This is a genomic window from Aeromonas sp. SrichE-2G (assembly GCF_017939565.1).
In the GTDB taxonomy this organism is placed as follows: domain Bacteria; phylum Pseudomonadota; class Gammaproteobacteria; order Enterobacterales; family Aeromonadaceae; genus Aeromonas; species Aeromonas taiwanensis.
Map to the genome: position 1 here is coordinate 729,858 of NZ_JAGKRG010000004.1, position 20,023 is coordinate 749,880.

Here is a 20,023-nt window from a genome sequence, read left to right on the forward strand (position 1 = left end):
TTTGCCTGGGAGATGTCCGTTTTTCTTGGCGGCGCGGCCCGGCAGACAAATCGGTCTCCATCGAACACCTTTAATCCTAAAGGGGTATGCTTGGGTTTTCACCAGACTCGAGTGATTCATATGAAAATGCCGTTTTCCCCCTGTTCCAGAAGACCCTGTTGGCCCTGACCGTCTCCCTCTCCGTCAGCTCCCTGGCCGATGCCTGTACCCGCGCCGTCTATCAGGGGGAGGGCGCTTTGGTGGTGACCGGCCGGACCATGGACTGGCGCAGCGCCATGCCCACCAACCTCTGGGCTCTGCCCGGCGGCATCGAACGGGAGGGGGCGGCCGGTGCACGCTCCATGACGTGGACGGCGCGCTACGGCTCCGTGGTGGCGGCGGGCTTCGATGCGGGCACCGCCGACGGCATGAACGAGAAGGGGCTGGTGGCCAATCTGCTCTATCTGACCGAATCCCAGTACGTGACCCCGAGTGACAAGGATCCCCGCAAGACCCTCTCCATCTCCCTCTGGGCCCAGTATGCCCTGGACAACTTCGCCACCGTGGCGGAGGCGGTGGCGGCGCTCTCCAGGGACGAGTTCTATGTGGTGACCACCCTGACCCCGGATGGCAAGCCGGGCCAGCTGCACCTCTCCCTCTCGGATGCGAGCGGGGACTCCGCCATCTTCCAGTACGTGGGGGGCAAGCTGCAGATCTACCACGACCGCAGCTACCAGGTGATGACCAACTCGCCGACCTTTGAAAAGCAGCTCGCCCTCAACGACTACTGGGAGGAGATAGGCGGCCTCACCATGCTGCCCGGCACCAATCGCTCGGCGGATCGCTTCGCCCGTGCCTCCTTCTACATCAAGACCCTGCCGAGGACGGAGCAGGCCAACGAGGCGGTGGCCGGGGTGATGAGCGTGATGCGCAACGTCTCCGTGCCCATGGGGATCAGCACCCCGGATCAGCCCAACATCTCCACCACCCTGTGGCGCAGCGTGGCGGATCAGCAGCATCGGCGCTACTTCTTCGAGCTGACCCACCTCCCCAACACCTTCTGGGTGAGCATGGACAAGCTGGATCTTCGCCCGGGGGCACCGGTCAGGAAGCTGCCGCTGACCGAGCAGCAGCTCTATGCCGGCGAGACGGCGGACAAATTCGTCCCGGCCAAGGCGTTTACGTTCCTGCCGGCCAGCCCGAAGGCCTGAAGCCCCGCCCTCACGACAACGCCCCGCCAGGGGCGTTTTTCATGGCAGATCGCGGCGTGCGGCGATCTGCTCTTCGCAAAAGCGCATCAACTCGGGATAGAAGTGCAGGAAGCCGTGCTCCGCCTCGCGCCAGCGCGGTTCGTCCAGGGTCAGGAGCGCCTCCCCCAGGGGCAGGGGTCGCCGCAGGCGGCGGCCGATGCCGTCGAGGGCCGCCCCCACCCCTTCCCGATATTGGTAGGAGGCGAGCCAGTCCTGCTCGGCCATGCGCCGCAGGGCCATCGGCAGCCCCTGTGGCAGGCGGTGATGATCTTCGAGCAGCTGGGCATAGCTCTGCTGGAGGAAGCGGGGCAGGGGGGCGCCACTGAATTGCTGCCAATGCAGGGAGAGCCAGTGATCGTAGAGCATGTCCACCAGGATGCCGCCAAAACGGCGCCAGGGGGCCTCGAACCCGGCGACAGCCGCCCGGTGGCTGGGGTGGGCGTCGGTGAAGGCATCTATCTTGCGGTGCAGCCAGATCCCCTCGTCGAAGGGGGCAGGCAGGCCCGTGGGCAGCGGGCCCTTGATGAAGTCCCCCAGCAGGTTGCCGGTGAGGGAGCTCCGGGTATGGGCCGCCAGATGGAGATGGGCCAGAAAATTCATGGATGGGGCTCACGAGCAGGGTGTTGACGGGATGATCCGAGCCTAACGGATGCCGGCGGGATTGACCATGGGCAGGATTTTTCATCGCGCCCCCAGCGCTCCCTTGCGGGGAAAATTTGGGGCGTGTTAAGGTGCATGTCATCTTTGTCACAGGACGCGACAAATCACCATGATGCGCAATGCCAGAGGCTTTTTTCTGGCCTTCTACTTCAAGCCTTTCTATCTCTCCGAGTGGTTCGACGAATAAGTCGAGGCCCCGGAGCAGTTCATTGACGCCTGCCAATCGAATGATGCCCCTGGCGGCGTAATCCTGCTCATCTGCAATTTGCCGTTTTTTGGCCATCGCTTGCCCGCGCTTGCGATGCCTTGACCGCGCCTGTGCGCTTTCTATGTAATGGAGTACTCATGATGAAGACCACACTGACTCTGTCAGCCCTGTTTGCTGCCTGCCTGCTGACTACCCCCGTCACCGCCAAGGAGTGGAAGACCGTTCGTTTCGGCGTGGAGGGGGCCTACCCTCCCTTCTCCTGGACCGACGCGTCGGGGGAGATAAAAGGCTTCGACATCGATCTGGCCAACGCCCTGTGCCAGCAGATGGCCGTCGAGTGCGAGCTGGTGGCCCAGGATTGGGACGGCATGATCCCGGCGCTGCTGTCGCGCAAATACGACGGGATCATCGCCGCCATGTCGATCACCGACGAGCGGCGCAAGAAGGTCGACTTCACCGAGAAATACGCCCGCATCCCCAACCGCTTCGTGGCGGCCAGGGGCACCGAGCTGACGCTGACGCCGGAGGGCATGGCGGGCAAGCGCATCGGGGTGCAGCGTGCCACCACCCACGACAAGTATCTGACCGACAACTTTGGCTCCAGCGTCACCATAGTGCGCTATGGCAGTGCCGATGAGGCCTACCTCGATCTGAAGGCGGGCCGGGTGCTGGCCCTGCTGGCGGATGCCTCGGCCATCGATCAGGGGCTGCTCAGCAAGGAGGGAGGCGACAAGTTCGAGTACGTGGGGCCGGCCCTGACAGATCGTCAGTGGTTTGGCGACGGCATGGGGATCGCGGTGCGCAAGGGGGATCAGGATCTCAGGGCCAAGCTGAACGAGGCGATCAAGGCCCTGCGCGCCAACGGCAAGTATCAGGAGATCAACCAGAAGTACTTCAAGTACGATATCTATGGCGGTTGATGGGTAACAGGCAGAGGGAGCCTGCTCCCTCTTTTTTCATGCAGCAAGGAGATACCCCATGTTGACACTGATCGAGGGGGCCGAGGTCTTCAGTCCGGCCCCCCTCGGCCAGCAGGATCTGCTGGTGGCCGATGGTCGCATCGCCTGGATGGGAAAGGGGTTGACGGTGCCCGCTGACTGGCCGCTGGCCCGCGTCGACGGCCGTGGCCGCTACCTGGTTCCCGGGCTGGTGGACCCGCTCGCTCACATCACGGGGGGCGGAGGCGAAGGGGGCTTTGCCTTTCGTACCCCTGAGCTCGCGGCGAGCGAGGCCCTGCAAGCCGGGGTCACGACCCTGGTGGCGGCACTCGGCACCGACAGCCTGACCCGCACGCCGGCCCAGGTGCTCGGCAAGGTGCGGGAGTTTCGCGCCGCCGGGGTGAGCGCCTTCATGTACACCGGCTCCTACCACCTGCCGGTCAAGACCCTCACCGGCTCGGTGGAGTCGGACATCATGCTCATTCCCGAGGTGCTGGGGGTGGGGGAGGTGGCCATCAGCGACCACAGATCCAGCGCGCCGACCCATGACGAGCTGGCGCGGCTGGCGAGCGAGGCGCGGGTGGCCGGGCTGCTCGCGGGCAAGAGCGGGGTGAGCTTCTTCCATCTGGGGGATGGCCGGGGGGCGCTGGCGCCGCTGCGGGCTCTGCGGGACGGCACCGACATCCCGCTGCGCCAGCTCTACCCCACCCACTGCAACCGCAACCCCTGGCTCTTTGCCGAGGCCATCGACTGGGGGCGGGCCGGCGGCTGGGTCGATCTCACCGCCTCCAGCTTTCCCGATCTGCTGGACGATGGCGAGCAGCTGGCGGCGGATGCCCTGGTGGCGCTGCTGGCCGCCGGGGTACCCGCAGAGCGCATCAGCTTCAGCTCGGACGCCAATGCCAGCCTGCCACGTTTCGATGGTGAGGGGCGTCTCATCGAGCTGCGTTGCGGCCAGATAGGGAGCCTGTGGCAGCAATTCAGCCGGGCCTGTGCCCTCGGCGTGCCCCTTGCCAGTGCGCTGGCGGTGGTCACGGCCAACCCTGCCAGGGCGCTGGGGCTGATCGGCAAGGGGACCTTGGGAGTGGGGCAGGATGCGGATCTGCTGCTCATCGACCCCGAGATGCTCGCCATAGGGCGGGTGATGAGCGGCGGCCAGTGGCGAACCTGAGTGGCCGCACCAACCGGGTCTCTCCATTCCCGCTCACATGCAAAAAGCCCGGCACTGCTGCCGGGCTTTGTTTTTTGCTGTGCATGCCCCGGTCAGATGGCCAGGAACCCCAGGATCAGAATGGGGCCGAGCAGGCTCAAAATGAAGCCGGAGACGATGGCCACCGGCACCACCTGGATGCCGCCGGATTTCTGGATCACCGGCAGGGTGAAGTCCAGCGCCGTGGCCCCGCCGTAGCCGATGGCCGCGCTGGGGTGGCGACGCATCAGCACCGGGATGATGAGGATGGCGATGAGCTCGCGCCCCAGATCGTTGATGAAGGCGGCCGAGCCCAGCACGGGGCCCAGCTTGTCCGCCACCAGGATGCCGGAGAGCGAATACCAGCCGAAGCTGGAGCTCATGGCCAGCCCGTGGGCTAAGGGCATGCCCAGCAGTTGCGCGGCCAGCAGGCTGCCAAGCCAGCTGCTGAGGATGACGGTGGCGGCGATCTTCATGCCCCAGGGGTTGAGCAGGATCTGGCGCAGGTGCATGCCGGAGTTGCGCATCTGGATGCCGATGAGCAGCAGGAGCAGCATCAGGGCCCACTCGCTCAACTTGTCGATGGGCAGGGCGCGCAGGTCGACCAGCAGCCCCAGCAGAACGCCCCCCAGCACCACGAAGCAGAGCTGGAGGGATTCCCACAGCAGGTGCAGCTTGCTCGGCATCTTGCCGTCGATGGTCTCGTGGGTGGGGGGGGAGCGCCTGTCCAGCCACCAGAGGGCCAGCAGGTTGCACAGGGTAATGGCGGCCAGCATCACGCCGGCCACCTTGAAGATCACCGCCAGGTTGCTGCCCAGGTTCTCCACGTAGGCGAGCCCCAGCCCCATGAGAAACAGGATGAGATAGACCATCTTGCCCAGAGACTGGTTGACCAGCTTGATCAGCCGGGGGGAGGAGAGGGGAACCAGATAGCCGATCACGAGCGGCAGCAGGATCAGCAACACATTGAGCAACATTGGGGCCTCGGTCACAAAACTGGGAGAAACGGCACATTATCACGACTTGTTGCATCTGTGTCACATATCAGTGAGTTTACATACCCCGTGCGGGGCTTTTTTATCACATTGTTATGTTTTCTTGACGAACGAGGAGAGGGGCAGGAGACAGGCAAGGAGGGGACATCGCCAGTGAAATCAATTCCATCCCCATAAAATCACGCGCTAGCCCTGGCCGCTTTGGGTGAATAAAGTCGTTTTGAGTGACATCCTGGGGGAATGGTGGAATATTCTTGCTACCAGTGCGTTACGGGTATAAAAGGTCGGTGTGACAGGTCAGGTTGAAAACGAATTTTATGCAGACAAAGTGCTGAAAAATACCAAGCTGACCAATAAAAATACAGATAAAACACCAAATACCTCGGTTCTGTATTGTTTTTTAACTATCTGAATGATATTTTCGCTGAAGGTTGCCATCGGTTAACGTTTTGTTAAATGAACGATGGCGGTGTCACGCCGAAGCGGCGTCTAGGGACAGACAAGGTTGTAATGGATGAGCGACGTTGCCGCACTGGAAGTTCGTGATCTGCACAAGTACTTTGGCACCCACGAAGTGCTCAAGGGCATCGATATGACGGCCCACAAGGGGGATGTTATCTCCCTGATCGGCTCCTCGGGTTCGGGGAAGTCGACCTTTCTACGCTGTATCAATCTGCTGGAAACCCCTTCATCGGGTAGCGTCTCCCTGCACGGAGAACTGATCCGGATGAAGACCAGTCGTTCCGGCGAGCGGTTGCCGGAGGACATGCGCCAGGTGGAGCGCATCCGCAGCCGGCTGGCCATGGTGTTTCAAAGCTTCAATCTCTGGTCGCACATGACCATCATGCAGAACATCATCGAAGTGCCCATCCAGGTGCTCAAGGTGCCCCGTGCCGAGGCCATCGCCAAGGCGGAACACCTGCTCAACCGGGTTGGCCTGTGGGAGCGTCGCGACTACTACCCCGGTCACCTCTCCGGCGGCCAGCAGCAGCGGGCGGCCATCGCCCGTGCGCTTGCGGTGGATCCCGAGGTGATGCTGTTCGACGAGCCCACCTCGGCCCTCGACCCCGAGCTGGTGGGGGAGGTCCTCGGCCTGATGCGCGAGCTGGCGGAAGAGGGGCGCACCATGATGGTGGTGACCCACGAGATGTCGTTTGCCCGCGACGTGTCGAACAAGGTGATGTTCCTGCACCAGGGGCGGGTGGAGGAGGAGGGCAATCCCAAGGAGATCTTTGCCCATCCCAAGTCGGAGCGATTCAAACAATTCATCTCCTCCATCTATTGATGGACGGGAGTCAATTTCACAATCCGTACTTTCAACGATCGACGTGTTTATCAAGGAGAGATACATGAACAAGCTGATGCTGGCGACCGCCGTGATGACGGCCCTGTGTTCCGGTAGCCTGATGGCCAAGGAGTGGAAAGAGGTGCGTATCGGTGTGGAAGGGGCCTACCCCCCCTTCTCCTGGACCGAGCCGAGCGGCGAGGTGAAGGGTTTTGACATCGACATCGCCAACGCCCTGTGCGAAGAGATGAAGGTGAAGTGCACCCTGATCAAGCAGGATTGGGACGGCATCATCCCTGCGCTGCTGTCGCGCAAGTATGACGCCATCATCGCCACCATGGACATCACCGAAGAGCGCAAGAAGAAGGTGGACTTCACCCAGAAGTACCAGCACATTCCGGCCCGCTTCGCCGCCAAGAAGGGCACCGAAATCCAGCTGGACAAGGCCTTCATGGATGGCAAGACCATCGCCGTGCAGCGCGCCACCTCCATGGACACCTACATCACGGACAACTTCCCCAACGCCACCATCAAGCGTTACGGCACCGCTGACGAGGCCTACCTCGACCTGAAATCCGGCCGTGTCGACTATGTGATGGCCGACTCCGCCGCCATCAGCGACGGCCTGCTGAAGAAGGAAGGGGGCGATGCCTACGAGTTCATCGGCCCGAAACTGACCGATCCCAAGTGGTTTGGCGAGGGTGCCGGCATCGCGGTGCGCAAGGCTGACAAGGATCTGAAAGAGAAATTCAATGCCGCCATCCTGGCCCTGCGTGCCAACGGCAAGTACAAGGAAATCAACGACAAGTACTTCGACTTCGACGTATACGGCGAATAAGCCGCAAAACGTCAGGCGAACAACGACAGGTTGATCCCGTCAGTAGTCATCGGGCCCGTTGCCTTCCGCTGGGAGTGACGGGCCCGATTGCGATGGAGCTGCATTGCATATGTTTGATTTGAAAGGATACGAAACTTCCCTGCTGGAAGGGGCCTGGATCACCCTGGAGGTGGCGCTCGCCTCCCTGCTGCTGGCCCTGGTGCTCGGCATGCTGGGGGCCCTGGCCAAGCTCTCACCCTACAAGTGGGCGCGCGGCGTGGCGGCGGGCTATACCACCGTCATTCGCGGCATTCCCGACCTGGTGCTGATGATGTTGCTGTTCTTCGGCGGCCAGGTGCTCATCAACGGGGTCTGCACCTGGGTCAACGAGGCCTACAACAACTACCTGCTCGAGAGCAATCCGAACCAGGAGTGGGTCTCGCTGCTGCCGGATTACATCGACATCAGCCCGTTTGCGGCCGGGGTGGCCACCATCGGCTTCATCTTCGGCGCCTATATGACCGAGACCTTCCGCGGCGCCATCCTGGCGGTGGACAAGGGAGAACTCGAGGCCGCGCGCGCCTTCGGCATGCGGGCGAGCCAGGTGTTTGTGCGGATCCTCTTCCCCCAGATGATGCGCCACGCCCTGCCGGGCTTTGGCAACAACTGGCTGGTGCTGCTCAAGACCACGGCCCTGGTCTCCATCATCGGGCTCGATGACATGGTGCGCAAGGCGTCGCTGGCGGCGGGTTCGACCCAGCAGCCCTTCACCTTCTACATGGCGGTGGCGCTGATCTTCCTGATCTTCACCGCAGTCTCTACCTCGGCGCTCAAGTGGGCCGAGCGTCACTACGCGATCAAGACGAGGTAAGCCATGGACTTCTCGATCATTCTCACGGAGTGGCCCACCTATTGGGAGGGCTTCTACACCACCATCTGGCTGGTAGCGGCCTCCCTCATGCTGGGGCTCATGCTGGCGGTGCCCATGGGTATCCTGCGCAACAGCCGCAACTGGCTGATCAAGGGACCGATCTGGGCTTATATCTACTTCTTCCGCGGCACCCCGCTGCTGGTGCAGCTCTTCATCATCTACTACGGCGCCGCCCAGTGGGAGTGGCTGAAGAACAGCGCGGCCTGGTCCCTCTTCTCCGAGGCCTGGTTCTGCGCCCTGCTGGCGTTCACCCTCAACACCGGTGCCTACACCGCCGAGATAGTGCGGGGCGCCGTGATGAACATGCCCAAGGGGCAGATAGAGGCGGCCAGCGCCTTCGGCATGACCCGCTGGCAGACCCTCACCCGGATCATTCTGCCCAACTCGTTTCGCCGTGCGCTGCCCGCCTACAGCAACGAGGTGATCTTCATGCTGCAGGGCTCGGCGGTGGCGGGCATCATCACCATCGTCGACCTGACGGGCGCCGCGCGGATCATCAACTCCCGCTACTACAGCCCGTTCGAGGCCTTCCTGACCGCCGGCCTGCTCTACATGCTGCTTACCTTCGCCATCGTCTGGCTGTTCAAAAAGTGGGAGGCGCGCTGGCACGCCCACCTGCGCCCCCGCAGCGTGTGATGCACTAAGACAACAAAGCCCGCGATTGCGGGCTTTGTTGTCGGCTCAGAAGGGGGCTGGCATCACAGCATGCCAAGGGGCGCCAGCATCTCGTCTGCCATCAAACCAAACGAGCTCAGTATGCTGAGGGCGCCGAACAGTCCGGACGAGTTGAGGGAGTGCTTGCCCTGCTTGACCGGTATGCGCTGCTCATCGTGCTGCTGGATCTTCTGTGCCACGGCCATGGCCCCGATCTCCAGATGCCGATAGAAGCTGGCATTGATCTGGGTCAGGTGCAGCAGGGATTGACGCATTCGTTCGAAGGTCTTCTTGCAAACGGGATCTTGCTTGTGCCAAAACCCCTCAAGGGAGCCTCTTGTGGTCAGGCCAGGCAGATCATAGAGGGCCCGCCCCATGCAGAATGTCGGCACATGGTGCAACAGGGCGGAGAGGCCGACCGTGCTGTTGATGGTGATGACGCCCTTGAGCAGCGGATAGAGGGTGGGCAGTGGCAGTTCATAGCCATAGAACACCCGCCCTTCCAGCCCGAGCAGGGTGACCAGCCGGTTGATCTGGGACTGGTAGCTGACGTAACCACGGTCCATGGGGTGATGTTTGAACAGCAGCACATCTTCGCTGCGGGCATGCTCGGCAAACGAGTTCATCACCTGTGCCACCATCTCCTCGACACCGCTCAAATCCGAATGCTCGCGGATCTGGAAGTCCTCGGTGACCTGCAGGGGAACGAAGAAGATATGCCCCTTGTGTGCCGGCAAGGCTTTCAGCAGATGGCGGTCTGCCCAGCGGTAGCGCCACTTTACCAAGCCGCCGGCAACCCAGCCGCTGGCCTCCTGGTAAAGGCTCCAGGGTCTGTGATTGACGAAGTGGGGATAGCGCCAGCGAAACAGGCTCTTGTTGATGTGGTAGCGGCTGGCATACCAGGCTCGTCTGGCAAAGGTCTTGCCCACCTGCAACGGCGCCTGGTAGGGCTCAGGCCATTGCATCTCTGCCAGCTTGTCACGCTTGGCATAGAGTGGGCTGAAGGCGTTGACCCCCCCTTGCTCCAGCGTCACATAGTCGGGGCGCAGGTACCCCTCTTCCATGGCCCAGACGGCAATCTTTTTCTGCTTGCAGATGCGAATGGCCTGCAGATGGTAATAACGGCAGTCACCGTAGCAGACTAGGCTGTCGATACCGTTGCGCTTGATGAAGCGCCGAAAAAAGGTATTCCAGCTTTCCGGTTTGCCGGTAAAGCGCTCGTTATGGCCGACACAGGGCCAGCACTCATCCCCACCGTTGAAATGGATCTTGTACACCTGATGGCCGGCATCGCTCAGCTCCTGGCTCAGGGTCTGAAAGAAGGGGCCCAGCGGTCCTTGCAACAACAAAATCTTCATGTACGACTTATCTCATGAGCTGGGGGAGGGAAGGGCGCTGCCATAGGGTTTGGGCCAGGTAACTCAGCTTGAGCTGCCAACGTTGCCAGCGGCCAGCCTTTCGGGCCGATGAGTGGCCCTGCTGTGCCAGCTGGCGGATCAGCTGCTCCGGACTTATCCAGAGGCCAGTCTGCCAGTCGATATAGAGCGGATAGGCCACCAGGGTCAGATAGACCAGCGCGGCCAAAGGCAGGGTTCGTTGCCGACGAGCAGGAGGGTGGGCATCCGTGGTCAGGCCCCAGCCACTGTAGAAGGGTTGACCCCAGGTCGTGACCTTGACCCCTTGCACCAGCGCCTCGAATCCGCTCAGCGAGGTCATGGTATGCAGCTCGTCCACATGGGGATAGAGGCTGGTGAGGCCAATATCGAGTACTTGGCTGTCGACGCACTCCGCCAGGCAGGCTGCCGAGATGGCACCGGCCCGGTTGCCTGCCACCACATCCGGATGAGGTTTGTAGATGATATGGGCCTCGGGTTTGGCGGCCCGCACGGCCCACAGCAACTGCTCGTTGCTGTGAATGGTCGGACTGCCGGTCAGGATGGAGGCATCCCCGTCGACCTGGCCCACCACCAGCACCCGCGCGCGGCCATCGGTCGGCGGCGTGAACGGCTGTACTGTGCCCACATTGTATTTGCTGACGCCGTGTCGCTTGAGCAGCTCAAGCAGAGCCTGGCCTCGCATGACCTCCTGCTCGGTCAGTTGCTGGTAATTGAGCAGCTGCTCGAGCCCGCTTGGGGTGCGACAGTCAAAGTAGATCCCCACCGGATCGATGGAGAGGGAAGAGGGACGACACAGGTTGGAACCCAGCCCGCGAGAGCGGATAAAACCATCTTCCACCCGAATGGCCGAGGTGAAATCGGGATGACGGCTGCCCCAGACCAACACCTGCTCATCGCCGGTCAGCCGCTTGGGAGGCTTGCGAACAAAACGAAGCTCCTCGGCCAGGTGATGACAAAACGCCTGCATAAAGGCGCGCTTCCACAGCGAGAAGCCGACCAGATAGAGCCTACGCCAACGGGGAGCGGGCTTTTGCTGGCGGGCGATGATGGCGATCACCTCTTCCACTTCACAGCGCTGGCCCAATACCGGATCCAGATAGCGGGGATAGCAGATCAGCGTCGCCGCTACCAGTTGGGCCAGTGACACCTGAACGGTGCGGCGTTCACACTGCTTGCTGTCCTGGGTCAGACCCCAACCGGCATAAAACGGTATGCCGAAGCAGTAGACCGGCTTGCCCAGCAGCAGGCCTTCAAAGCCGAGCTGGGATGAGACGGTATAGACGGCATCCACCAGGCTCAGCAGGGCGTGGGGATGGCAATGGTCGGCCACTATCTCCACATCGCTTAGCTTCAGCCTGGCCAGCACGCCGCTCTTCTTGCCAAAGCGGGTATCCGGGTGAGTGCGCAGCAGCAGACGGGCATGGGGATGGTTGCGACGCGCCGCTTCCACCATGGCGATAAAATCGGCTTCGCTGGCCAGCGCGCCGGGGATGGAGAGATCACCGGCCACCTGATCGACCAGCAAGATTCTGGGTCTGGCATCTTGCAGCAGGCGTTGAGCCAGTGCCGCCGGCAGCCCTTTGACTTCGGCAACCGACGGGCTGCGGGGCCCGACGGCTGAGGCGGTATCGGGGCGGCTGGCATAACAGTTGTACTTGGTCACCCCAAGGCGCACCAGCTCGCCGATCAGTCGCTCGGCCCGCGCCAGCGTATCGGCATCGCAAGGGGTGGCGATCAGCTGTTCGAGCTGGCTGGGTTGGCGGGCATCGTAATAGATGCCCACCGGATCGGCGATAAGGGATACCGCCATCCCCCCCTTGGCAGGGTGGCCAATATAACCGATAAAACCATCTTCCAGTTGCCAATAGGGTAGGCCTAGCGTCTTTGCTTTCTGCTTTATCCGATAGGTATTGGCTTTTTGACCCCAGCCAACAATCACATCATTGTCAGCAAACGGCATGTTGTCGTGGAAGAGGTGTAACTGGCAGCCAAGCATAGGCTCAATATTTGCTTTTCTGGCCAGGATGCCTTTTGAACCTGTCAATAATTTCATGTTTGCTCTGCGCGGTAGAAAACTCCCCGTATCGGGACGGGGAGTTTGACTCAGATAAAGAGGTCTGCATCGAGTAATGACTTGGCAACGCTGTCTTTTGTGGACGTGATGATATCGCAATCCAATGCTGGCCATTCGATTGCAATGGACTCATCATTCCACTTGATACCTCGATCACTGCTGGGGGCATAATAATTGGTGGTCTTGTACAAGAACTCTGCAGTGTCAGTCAACGTAATAAAACCGTGGGCGAACCCTTCCGGGATCCACAATTGACGCTTGTTGTCGCCAGAAAGATGTACACCCACCCATTGGCCAAATGTCGGCGAGCTTTTTCTGATATCCACTGCAACATCGAACACCTCACCCGCGACGCAGCGCACCAGTTTACCCTGGGCGTGGGGAGGTAGTTGATAGTGCAAGCCGCGTAATACGCCTTTGGATGACTTGGAATGGTTATCTTGTACAAAGGTCACGCTACGGCCAATGGCTGCTTCAAATTGTTGATGGTTGAAACTCTCAAAGAAAAAACCTCGGTCATCACCGAACACTTTCGGCTCAAAAATCAACACATCGGGGATCTTGGTTTTAATCACGTTCATCATGAATACCTAGCAGAGAAATGGGGCTGATAGCCCCATGAAAGAATTATTACTTCAGCATTTTTAACAGGTACTGGCCATAGGCGTTCTTTTTCAACGGCTCAGCCAGTTTCATCACTTGCTCGGCAGTGATAAAGCCTTTATGGAAAGCAATTTCTTCAGGGCATGCCACTTTCAATCCCTGGCGATGTTCGATGGTCTGAATAAAGTTGCTCGCCTCAATCAGGCTTTCATGGGTGCCGGTATCGAGCCAGGCATAGCCACGGCCCATCATGGCCACCGACAGATTGCCCTGCTCAAGGTAGATGCGATTCACATCGGTAATTTCCAGCTCACCACGCGGAGATGGCTTCAGGCTCTTGGCTAGCTCGACCACGCTGTTGTCATAGAAGTAGAGGCCTGTCACCGCATAGTTGCTCTTGGGCTCCACCGGCTTCTCTTCCAGCGAAATGGCTGTACCCTGTTTATCAAATTCCACTACCCCATAGCGCTCAGGATCGTGTACGTGGTAGGCAAACACAGTGGCGCCATAAGGCTTGGCCGCGGCAGCCTCCAACTGTTTCTGCAGGTCGTGACCATAGAAGATGTTGTCGCCTAATACCAGGGCACAGGGGTCCGAACCAATAAATTCTTCACCCAGAATAAAGGCTTGTGCCAACCCGTCCGGGCTTGGCTGCACCTTGTATTGCAGATTCAGGCCCCACTGGCTGCCATCTCCCAGCAACTGCTCGAAGCGGGGGGTATCTTGTGGCGTACTGATGATCAAAATATCGCGGATCCCCGCCAGCATCAGGGTGCTCAGCGGGTAATAGATCATCGGTTTGTCATAGATGGGCAGCAACTGCTTGCTGACAGCCATGGTGACGGGATAGAGACGAGTGCCTGAGCCACCGGCCAGAATAATACCTTTACGTGTAGTCATAGTGCTTGATTTCTTATCTTTGAATTATGTAACCCAGCAAAGTGAGTGCGCTTAAATGGCACTCATTTTGCGTTTTATCCCTGTCGGAGCGTGGGACTGTATATTCACGCTATCTCTATTTTCTTATTTTCCGAGGATCTCGGTCAGCATCCGCTCGACACCGACAGTCCAGTCCGGCAGGTGCAGGTTAAAGGTGCGCTGGAACTTGGTGGTATCGAGTCGCGAGTTGTGGGGACGTTTGGCTGGCGTTGGAAACGCGCTGGTCGGCACCGCATTGAGTTGCGTGACTGCCAGTTCAACCCCTGCCTCTCTGGCTTTGGCAAACACCAGTTGCGCATAGTCAAACCAGGTCGTGGTGCCCGAGGCGATCAGATGGTAAAGCCCCGCCACCTCGGGTTTGTGTTGCGCCGTGCGGATCGCATGGGCCGTGCAGTCGGCCAGCAGTTCAGCACCGGTCGGAGCGCCGAATTGGTCATTGATGACCGACATTTCACTTCGCTCCTTGCCAAAGCGCAGCATGATTTTAGCGAAGTTGGCGCCACGGGCGGCATAGACCCAGCTAGTGCGGAAGATAAGGTGACGTGAGCACATGGCTGCAGCCAGTTCACCCGCCAGCTTGGTTTCGCCGTACACATTCAGCGGTGCGGTCGCATCGCTTTCGACCCAGGGACGCTCGCCACTGCCATCGAAGACGTAATCGGTAGAGTAGTGGACCAACCAGGCTCCCAACGCCTCGGCTTGTTTGGCTATCGCAGCCACGCTGGTGGCGTTGAGCAGCTCGGCAAACTCCCGCTCGCTTTCCGCCTTGTCGACGGCGGTATGGGCCGCAGCATTCACAATCACATCCGGCTTGAGCAGGCGCACCGTGTCGGCCACGCCGGCCGGGTTACTGAAATCGCCGCAATAATCAGTAGAGTCGAAGTCAACGGCGGTGATGCGCCCCAGTGGCGCTAGGGCGCGCTGTAGCTCCCAGCCTACCTGGCCATTTTTACCAAACAACAGGATATGCATCAGGCACGCTCCCCGTAGTTCTGCTCAATCCAGGATTGATAGGCCCCGCTTTTGACGTTGTTGACCCACTGCTGATTTTCCAGGTACCACAGCACGGTTTTGCGGATGCCGGATTCGAAGGTCTCTTGCGGCTGCCAATCCAACTCGGCGCTCATCTTGCTGGCATCGATGGCATAGCGGCGGTCATGCCCGGGACGGTCGGCCACATAGGTGATCTGATCACGATAGGAGCCGGCTTTTGGCACCATCTCATCGAGCAGATCGCAGATGGTGTGCACCACCTCCAGGTTCTGCTTCTCGTTGTGCCCACCGATGTTGTAGGTCTCACCCATCACCCCTGTCGTCACCACGGTATAGAGAGCGCGGGCATGATCTTCCACATAGAGCCAATCGCGGATCTGATCGCCTTTGCCATAGACAGGCAGCGGCTTACCATCCAGAGCATTCAGGATCACCAGCGGGATCAGCTTCTCGGGGAAGTGATAGGGGCCGTAGTTGTTGGAGCAGTTGGTGACCACGGTCGGCAGACCGTAGGTACGGCGCCAGGCGCGTACCAGATGGTCGCTCGATGCCTTGGAGGCAGAGTAGGGGCTGCTGGGTGCATAAGGAGTGGTCTCGGTAAAGAGCGGCAGCGTCTCGCCGGGGGTAACTTCATCGGGGTGGGGCAGGTCGCCATACACCTCGTCGGTGGAGATATGGTGGAAGCGGAACTCCGTCTTGCGCGCCTCGTCTAGGCTATTCCAATACGCACGAGCCGCTTCCAGCAACACATAGGTGCCGACGATATTGGTCTCGATAAAATCGGCAGGTCCGGTGATGGAGCGATCGACATGGCTCTCGGCCGCCAGGTGCATCACGGCATCGGGTTGGTGGGCGGCAAAGACCCGATCCAGCTCGGTGCGGTTGCAGATATCTACCTGCTCGAACGCATAGCGATCGCTGCCTGAGACCTCAGCCAGGGATTCCAGGTTGCCCGCGTAGGTCAGCTTGTCGAGATTGACTACTGAGTCTTGGGTATGTTGGATGATATGGCGAACAACCGCAGAACCGATAAAACCGGCACCGCCAGTCACAAGGATCTTCATTTTATGCACTTACCTTTTTGAACGATGTTGGGGTTAAGTTTTCGAGATAGTTGGTAACTGACTGTCCAATCTCATGATGTCGCATGGCATAGGCGATATTGGCCTTCATATAGCCCAACTTATTGCCGCAGTCGTGGGACAAACCAGTCATATGGAATGCATCGACAGTCTCTTGTTCGATCAACATGGCGATCGCATCTGTCAGCTGGATCTCATTACCGGCACCGGGGGCCGTTTTTTTGAGCAGAGGCCAGATATGGTTGCTCAATACATAGCGGCCGACCACGGCCAAATTGCTTGGTGCTTCATCAACGTCCGGTTTTTCAACCAGCCCGGTAATGGGAGCGGATTGACCAGGTTGCAGTTTGATCTGGTTGCAATCGGCAATACCATATTTGTCTGTATCGCTCAGAGGAACCGGCTCCACCATCACCTGACTCTGGCCGGTCAACTGGTAGCGCACCAACATGGCGGCCAGGTTTTCGGTGTGCTGGTCGGCTGTGTATTCATCCAGGATCACGTCGGGCAGCACCACAGCAAAGGGTTCATTGCCGATAACTGGGTAGGCACACAAGATGGCATGGCCCAATCCCTTGGCCTCCCCTTGGCGCACATGCATGATGGTCACATCTTTCGGGCAGATAGCCTGGATTTCATCAAGCAGCTTGCGTTTAACCCGGGCTTCAAGGGTAGCTTCCAGTTCAAATGAGGTATCGAAGTGGTTCTCAATGGCATTTTTGGAGGAGTGGGTCACCAAGACGATCTCCTTGATACCCGCAGCCACACATTCATTGACCACATACTGAATGAGTGGCTTGTCAACGATGGGGAGCATCTCTTTGGGAATGGCCTTGGTTGCAGGCAGCATACGAGTGCCCAGACCGGCGACAGGGATCACCGCCTTTCGAATAGTCATAGTTTTTTCCGGCATAATTAATATTATCTCGTGCAGTTTTATTATTGGTTTGCTAGTGAATAAGCATGCTTTTTTGCATTGCGAGCAAGCTCGCTACGTTTCGTCTCGGTGTTGACCAATACCGAGAGCGCCTTTATCCACTTCTGTGGGTCATTTTCAAGTAAAACCCCATTAACGTTTTGCTCGATAAAATCACTGTACGGGGAGCGATTGCTGTAGATCCCTACGGCACCCATTCTGACAAAGTCGTAGAATTTGACAGGCCCTCGTGCCAGGTTAAAACCTGAATCCAGCAAGGGGGCCAGCCCAATATCCAACCTGTGGGTTTTGGTATACGCCAGGTAGTTTTGCCAGGTCATTGGATGTAACACCGACACTCTGGGCAGATCGCGATAGAGCTTGTATATTTCATGCTCACCGAAAATTTCGAAGCTGGCTTGCGGGCAAAGTGCCAACACGCCCTCTATGATGTGTCGCAGCCAGTATTTTTCATCGCGGTGAGAGCTAGACCCATGGTAGGCAATTTTCACCGGCTGATGAGCGCCAAGCAGTAGAGAGGATGGTTTGGCTGGGATAATATCGGGATTAAGGTGAGCATATTTCCTGGCAAGATAAGGGGTCGATACCCAGATATCATCACAATGTTCAGTGATCCATCTGTGCTGGGCGGCGGAGCGTCGTATTATCTTGGTCCGGTACTCTTTTGGCAATGCCTTTAATGCAGATGGGTCAAATAGATCATCGTCCATAAAATAGACTACCCGAGATAGCTTATCGATATTTTCCTCAATCTCTTGTTGCCACTGTGGTGTGATAAAGCGAATGATCACCAAGGCAGTTCCCTCATCAAGCGAGAGGCTGGGGGAAGTTGATGTATCAATAAGCCGACAGAGGGTATCGGCAAAGCGGCTTCTGATCGCCTCTTCGAAATAAGCCAGGGTTGGAGAGAGTCCCTCATGCAGGATCAATAAAGAGCGGCACTCCACCAAAGAACCGTGCTGATTGCCATAGCTCTGCTTGCTTAATTTTGAATAGGGTTTGAATAATGCTTTTCTGATCAGTTCATCCATGGCAACCCCACATTGGGAGCATGACTTAACGAAAAATCGGGCCTGTCATAACTCAAATTTGGATTATAAGCAGGATCGTGTTTTAACCGATGTGCCCAGCGTTTCTTCATATAACGCAGCTCTTTTTGTGCACGAGCCAACTGCTGTGGTGTCACATCCTTGCCACGCGAGATCGATTCATGGTGATAGAGCTCGGCAAAAGGGGTCCATACAATTCTCCAACCCGCCTCGCCAACCCGCAGGCAATAATCCACATCGTTGAAGGCCACAGGCAGGTTGATTTCATCCAGCCCGCCAAGTTCCAGAAACAGTGAGCGATGGGTAAGCAAGCAGGCGGCGGTGACGGCAGAGAGCTCCTGTGCGCAGACGGCCCTGCGTTGATAGCCGGGAGCATCGGCGGTGAGACCGGCATGAAAGTGATCGGCGCAGCCACCGGGTCCAACGGCATCGCCCCCATGCTGCACCCGGCCATCGCCATAATAGAGTTTGGCGCCCACCACGCCGACGCCTGGGCGCAGCAGATGGGAGACCATCTCTTCCAGCCAGCTCGAACTCATGACTTCGGTGTCGTTATTGAGCAGGCAGATGAGCTCACCACTGGCCTGGTTCACGGCGGCATTGTTAATGGCCGAATAGTTGAAAGGGTGGTCATAAGGGATCACCCGTACCCCGTATTCCTGGGTGACATGAGCCAAATAGGTCAGGGTATCGACCTCATCGCTCTGGTTGTCCATCACCAGGATCTCCAGATTGGGATAGCGAGTCAGTTTCACCAGGCTATCAATACAAGGCTTGAGATGAGCCACCCCATTACGAGTGGGGATGATCACCGAGATGCGAGGCAACCGTGCTGGCAATGGCCAGTGCCAGCGGCAGATCCCGTGGGGAGCCGGGGAGATCGTCACGCCCGAAGGTACAACCTGGCTGGCTTTGGCAATGAGACCATGGTCATCCTCACTCTGGTTGGGTATATGCATCATCAGCACCGGAATATGTGCTATCTGTTCGGCATCCAACTGCCGGGCAAGTTGCAGCCACCTGTGATGGCAACTGACTCGATCGGCAGGCACGAGAGGTGCCTCTTGCCCTTGCCATAGCGAACACCAACCGATGTAGTTCTGGCCGTGCAGCAATGTTTCATTCCAATCCGGTTTGAAGTGGGGAGAGTGGCGTTTGCCACTGCTATCCAGCAGATCGTGATCCCCGTAGATCCATTTTACATCCGGAGTCAGTTGTAGCTGATGGGCGATCCAAAAGAGCGCAGCAGGTGCGATCTCTGCCCCAAGGGGGATGGCCCAATGCCAGGTTTTGGTAGTGTGCTCCGACTCAGGTCTGTCAACGCCTGGCTCCAGCAGGGTGATATGACTTGCCGGGTAGCAGAGCGCGTCGATACTGGCAAGGGTGCGCTGCCGAGCTGTGCCGCCTCCCTCACCCACCAGATGCAGACAGACATGGGGCAAGTTGTTCCAACGAGCCAGCAAACGCACGATCATCTGGTGATCACCCGGCTGCAAGGCATCGAAACTGGCCAGCCACTGTTCGTAGGCGTGCAGGGGCCTGTCATCACGCAATTTGCCAACCAGTTCATATGCCAGAGGGAGATTGGTTAACCACAGGTGCCAGGTTAACCCCAGTCGCCTGCGTTTTTGAGCATTGAGCCGACCGTAGAAGGGCCATACCCTGCGCAGGCGACGCCAGACGCTCTCTAGGGGGGAAGCCTGACGAGCCTGAGTTATCTCAACCTGGCAATCGGCCCCCTCACTGCTCGGCAACAGGGCAAGCTGACTGGCCCCCTTGGGGAGATAGATCAGCTCTTGCAAGGTACCACGGCGGGTGATTGGCAATGTCTGCTCGTGCCAGTGCCCCTGGCGACATTGCCAGCGCAGCAGGGTTTTCCCCCGAGGCATGCGGGCGTTCACTTTGCCCTGAATAAAGAGCCAGCCAGCTCGCAACGAAAAAGAGTCTGGCAGCACCAGGGGCTGCCAATGGCCATTGCTATGCATAACAAGTTTCACAATCTGGAGAGGAGGGGGCCCAGTCTGACCATTGGGGTAGCCAGCA

The 20,023-nt window shown here is 58.9% G+C and carries 18 protein-coding genes; 7 read left to right on the forward strand and 11 right to left on the reverse strand.

The window, feature by feature from the left end:
• The first annotated feature begins 86 nt into the window (after nt 1–86).
• The gene (locus J9885_RS05415) at nt 87–1,190 is read left to right on the forward strand and encodes a linear amide C-N hydrolase (RefSeq protein WP_210548351.1); all 1,104 of its coding nucleotides are present in this window, start codon (nt 87–89) and stop codon (nt 1,188–1,190) included.
• 39 nt (nt 1,191–1,229) lie between these two features.
• Here J9885_RS05415 and J9885_RS05420 read toward each other — a convergent pair whose 3' ends face one another.
• The gene (locus tag J9885_RS05420; RefSeq protein WP_210548352.1) at nt 1,230–1,829 is read right to left on the reverse strand and encodes an ACP phosphodiesterase; all 600 of its coding nucleotides are present in this window, start codon (nt 1,827–1,829) and stop codon (nt 1,230–1,232) included.
• Nucleotides 1,830–2,234: 405 nt separating this feature from the next.
• Between J9885_RS05420 and J9885_RS05425 the strand changes: the two genes are divergently transcribed.
• Both J9885_RS05425 and iadA read left to right on the forward strand, forming a co-directional pair.
• Nucleotides 2,235–3,017 carry an ABC transporter substrate-binding protein gene (locus J9885_RS05425; protein ID WP_210548353.1) on the forward strand — a complete coding sequence of 261 codons (783 nt, stop codon included), beginning with the start codon at nt 2,235–2,237 and terminating at the stop codon, nt 3,015–3,017.
• Between the two features lie 58 nt (nt 3,018–3,075).
• Nucleotides 3,076–4,206: a beta-aspartyl-peptidase gene (iadA, locus tag J9885_RS05430; RefSeq protein ID WP_210548354.1), complete on the forward strand. Its 1,131-nt coding sequence runs from the start codon at nt 3,076–3,078 to the stop codon at nt 4,204–4,206.
• Nucleotides 4,207–4,298: 92 nt separating this feature from the next.
• Here iadA and J9885_RS05435 read toward each other — a convergent pair whose 3' ends face one another.
• Nucleotides 4,299–5,201, reverse strand: a complete 903-nt coding sequence (locus tag J9885_RS05435; RefSeq protein WP_210548355.1) for a lysine exporter LysO family protein — start codon at nt 5,199–5,201, stop codon at nt 4,299–4,301.
• A gap of 532 nt (nt 5,202–5,733) precedes the next feature.
• On the opposite strand from J9885_RS05435, the gene J9885_RS05440 reads away from it, so the two are divergent.
• From J9885_RS05440 to J9885_RS05455, 4 genes are all read left to right on the forward strand, one after another.
• Complete coding sequence (locus tag J9885_RS05440; protein WP_043761558.1) at nt 5,734–6,504, forward strand: ABC transporter ATP-binding protein; 771 nt, start codon at nt 5,734–5,736, stop codon at nt 6,502–6,504.
• 64 nt (nt 6,505–6,568) lie between these two features.
• A complete protein-coding gene (locus J9885_RS05445; RefSeq protein ID WP_043808824.1) occupies nt 6,569–7,342 on the forward strand; it encodes an ABC transporter substrate-binding protein in 774 nt (257 codons plus the stop codon).
• A gap of 109 nt (nt 7,343–7,451) precedes the next feature.
• Entirely contained in the window at nt 7,452–8,192 is a 741-nt protein-coding gene (locus J9885_RS05450; protein WP_043761556.1) for an ABC transporter permease, read from the forward strand.
• A gap of 3 nt (nt 8,193–8,195) precedes the next feature.
• Nucleotides 8,196–8,888 (forward strand): ABC transporter permease, encoded by a 693-nt coding sequence (locus J9885_RS05455; RefSeq protein WP_043761554.1) that lies wholly within the window; start codon nt 8,196–8,198, stop codon nt 8,886–8,888.
• A gap of 62 nt (nt 8,889–8,950) precedes the next feature.
• On the opposite strand, the gene J9885_RS05460 is transcribed toward J9885_RS05455, so the two are convergent.
• From J9885_RS05460 to J9885_RS05500, 9 genes are all read right to left on the reverse strand, one after another.
• Nucleotides 8,951–10,264, reverse strand: a complete 1,314-nt coding sequence (locus J9885_RS05460; RefSeq protein ID WP_210548356.1) for a capsular biosynthesis protein — start codon at nt 10,262–10,264, stop codon at nt 8,951–8,953.
• A 7-nt stretch (nt 10,265–10,271) separates the two neighbouring features.
• Nucleotides 10,272–12,299 (reverse strand): capsular polysaccharide biosynthesis protein, encoded by a 2,028-nt coding sequence (locus tag J9885_RS05465; protein ID WP_246876858.1) that lies wholly within the window; start codon nt 12,297–12,299, stop codon nt 10,272–10,274.
• A 107-nt stretch (nt 12,300–12,406) separates the two neighbouring features.
• Nucleotides 12,407–12,958, reverse strand: a complete 552-nt coding sequence (rfbC, locus tag J9885_RS05470; RefSeq protein ID WP_210548909.1) for a dTDP-4-dehydrorhamnose 3,5-epimerase — start codon at nt 12,956–12,958, stop codon at nt 12,407–12,409.
• 49 nt (nt 12,959–13,007) lie between these two features.
• A complete protein-coding gene (rfbA, locus tag J9885_RS05475) occupies nt 13,008–13,880 on the reverse strand; it encodes a glucose-1-phosphate thymidylyltransferase RfbA (RefSeq protein ID WP_210548358.1) in 873 nt (290 codons plus the stop codon).
• A gap of 123 nt (nt 13,881–14,003) precedes the next feature.
• Nucleotides 14,004–14,891, reverse strand: coding sequence for a dTDP-4-dehydrorhamnose reductase (gene rfbD, locus J9885_RS05480; protein WP_210548359.1), 888 nt, complete (start codon nt 14,889–14,891; stop codon nt 14,004–14,006).
• Complete coding sequence (gene rfbB, locus J9885_RS05485) at nt 14,891–15,976, reverse strand: dTDP-glucose 4,6-dehydratase (RefSeq protein ID WP_210548360.1); 1,086 nt, start codon at nt 15,974–15,976, stop codon at nt 14,891–14,893. Before rfbB ends, rfbD begins: the two co-directional genes overlap by 1 nt.
• Nucleotide 15,977: 1 nt before the next feature.
• Complete coding sequence (gene galU, locus J9885_RS05490) at nt 15,978–16,892, reverse strand: UTP--glucose-1-phosphate uridylyltransferase GalU (RefSeq protein WP_210548361.1); 915 nt, start codon at nt 16,890–16,892, stop codon at nt 15,978–15,980.
• A 41-nt stretch (nt 16,893–16,933) separates the two neighbouring features.
• Complete coding sequence (locus tag J9885_RS05495) at nt 16,934–17,962, reverse strand: glycosyltransferase family 1 protein (RefSeq protein ID WP_210548362.1); 1,029 nt, start codon at nt 17,960–17,962, stop codon at nt 16,934–16,936.
• Complete coding sequence (locus tag J9885_RS05500) at nt 17,950–19,965, reverse strand: glycosyltransferase family 2 protein (protein WP_210548363.1); 2,016 nt, start codon at nt 19,963–19,965, stop codon at nt 17,950–17,952. The genes J9885_RS05495 and J9885_RS05500 overlap by 13 nt, the downstream gene beginning before the upstream one ends.
• Nucleotides 19,966–20,023: the final 58 nt, after the last annotated feature.

What these genes read in the sequence shown, in the direction of transcription:
- J9885_RS05435 (WP_210548355.1), bottom strand. Translation starts at nt 5,201, where the DNA reads ATGTTGCTCAATGTGTTGCTGATCCTGCTGCCGCTCGTGATCGGCTAT.
- iadA (WP_210548354.1), top strand. Translation starts at nt 3,076, where the DNA reads ATGTTGACACTGATCGAGGGGGCCGAGGTCTTCAGTCCGGCCCCCCTC.
- rfbD (WP_210548359.1), bottom strand. Translation starts at nt 14,891, where the DNA reads ATGCATATCCTGTTGTTTGGTAAAAATGGCCAGGTAGGCTGGGAGCTA.
- J9885_RS05425 (WP_210548353.1), top strand. Translation starts at nt 2,235, where the DNA reads ATGATGAAGACCACACTGACTCTGTCAGCCCTGTTTGCTGCCTGCCTG.
- J9885_RS05440 (WP_043761558.1), top strand. Translation starts at nt 5,734, where the DNA reads ATGAGCGACGTTGCCGCACTGGAAGTTCGTGATCTGCACAAGTACTTT.
- J9885_RS05465 (WP_246876858.1), bottom strand. Translation starts at nt 12,299, where the DNA reads ATGCTTGGCTGCCAGTTACACCTCTTCCACGACAACATGCCGTTTGCT.
- J9885_RS05455 (WP_043761554.1), top strand. Translation starts at nt 8,196, where the DNA reads ATGGACTTCTCGATCATTCTCACGGAGTGGCCCACCTATTGGGAGGGC.
- J9885_RS05460 (WP_210548356.1), bottom strand. Translation starts at nt 10,264, where the DNA reads ATGAAGATTTTGTTGTTGCAAGGACCGCTGGGCCCCTTCTTTCAGACC.
- J9885_RS05495 (WP_210548362.1), bottom strand. Translation starts at nt 17,962, where the DNA reads ATGGATGAACTGATCAGAAAAGCATTATTCAAACCCTATTCAAAATTA.
- rfbB (WP_210548360.1), bottom strand. Translation starts at nt 15,976, where the DNA reads ATGAAGATCCTTGTGACTGGCGGTGCCGGTTTTATCGGTTCTGCGGTT.
- galU (WP_210548361.1), bottom strand. Translation starts at nt 16,892, where the DNA reads ATGACTATTCGAAAGGCGGTGATCCCTGTCGCCGGTCTGGGCACTCGT.
- J9885_RS05450 (WP_043761556.1), top strand. Translation starts at nt 7,452, where the DNA reads ATGTTTGATTTGAAAGGATACGAAACTTCCCTGCTGGAAGGGGCCTGG.
- rfbC (WP_210548909.1), bottom strand. Translation starts at nt 12,958, where the DNA reads ATGAACGTGATTAAAACCAAGATCCCCGATGTGTTGATTTTTGAGCCG.
- J9885_RS05415 (WP_210548351.1), top strand. Translation starts at nt 87, where the DNA reads ATGCTTGGGTTTTCACCAGACTCGAGTGATTCATATGAAAATGCCGTT.
- J9885_RS05420 (WP_210548352.1), bottom strand. Translation starts at nt 1,829, where the DNA reads ATGAATTTTCTGGCCCATCTCCATCTGGCGGCCCATACCCGGAGCTCC.
- J9885_RS05500 (WP_210548363.1), bottom strand. Translation starts at nt 19,965, where the DNA reads ATGCATAGCAATGGCCATTGGCAGCCCCTGGTGCTGCCAGACTCTTTT.
- rfbA (WP_210548358.1), bottom strand. Translation starts at nt 13,880, where the DNA reads ATGACTACACGTAAAGGTATTATTCTGGCCGGTGGCTCAGGCACTCGT.
- J9885_RS05445 (WP_043808824.1), top strand. Translation starts at nt 6,569, where the DNA reads ATGAACAAGCTGATGCTGGCGACCGCCGTGATGACGGCCCTGTGTTCC.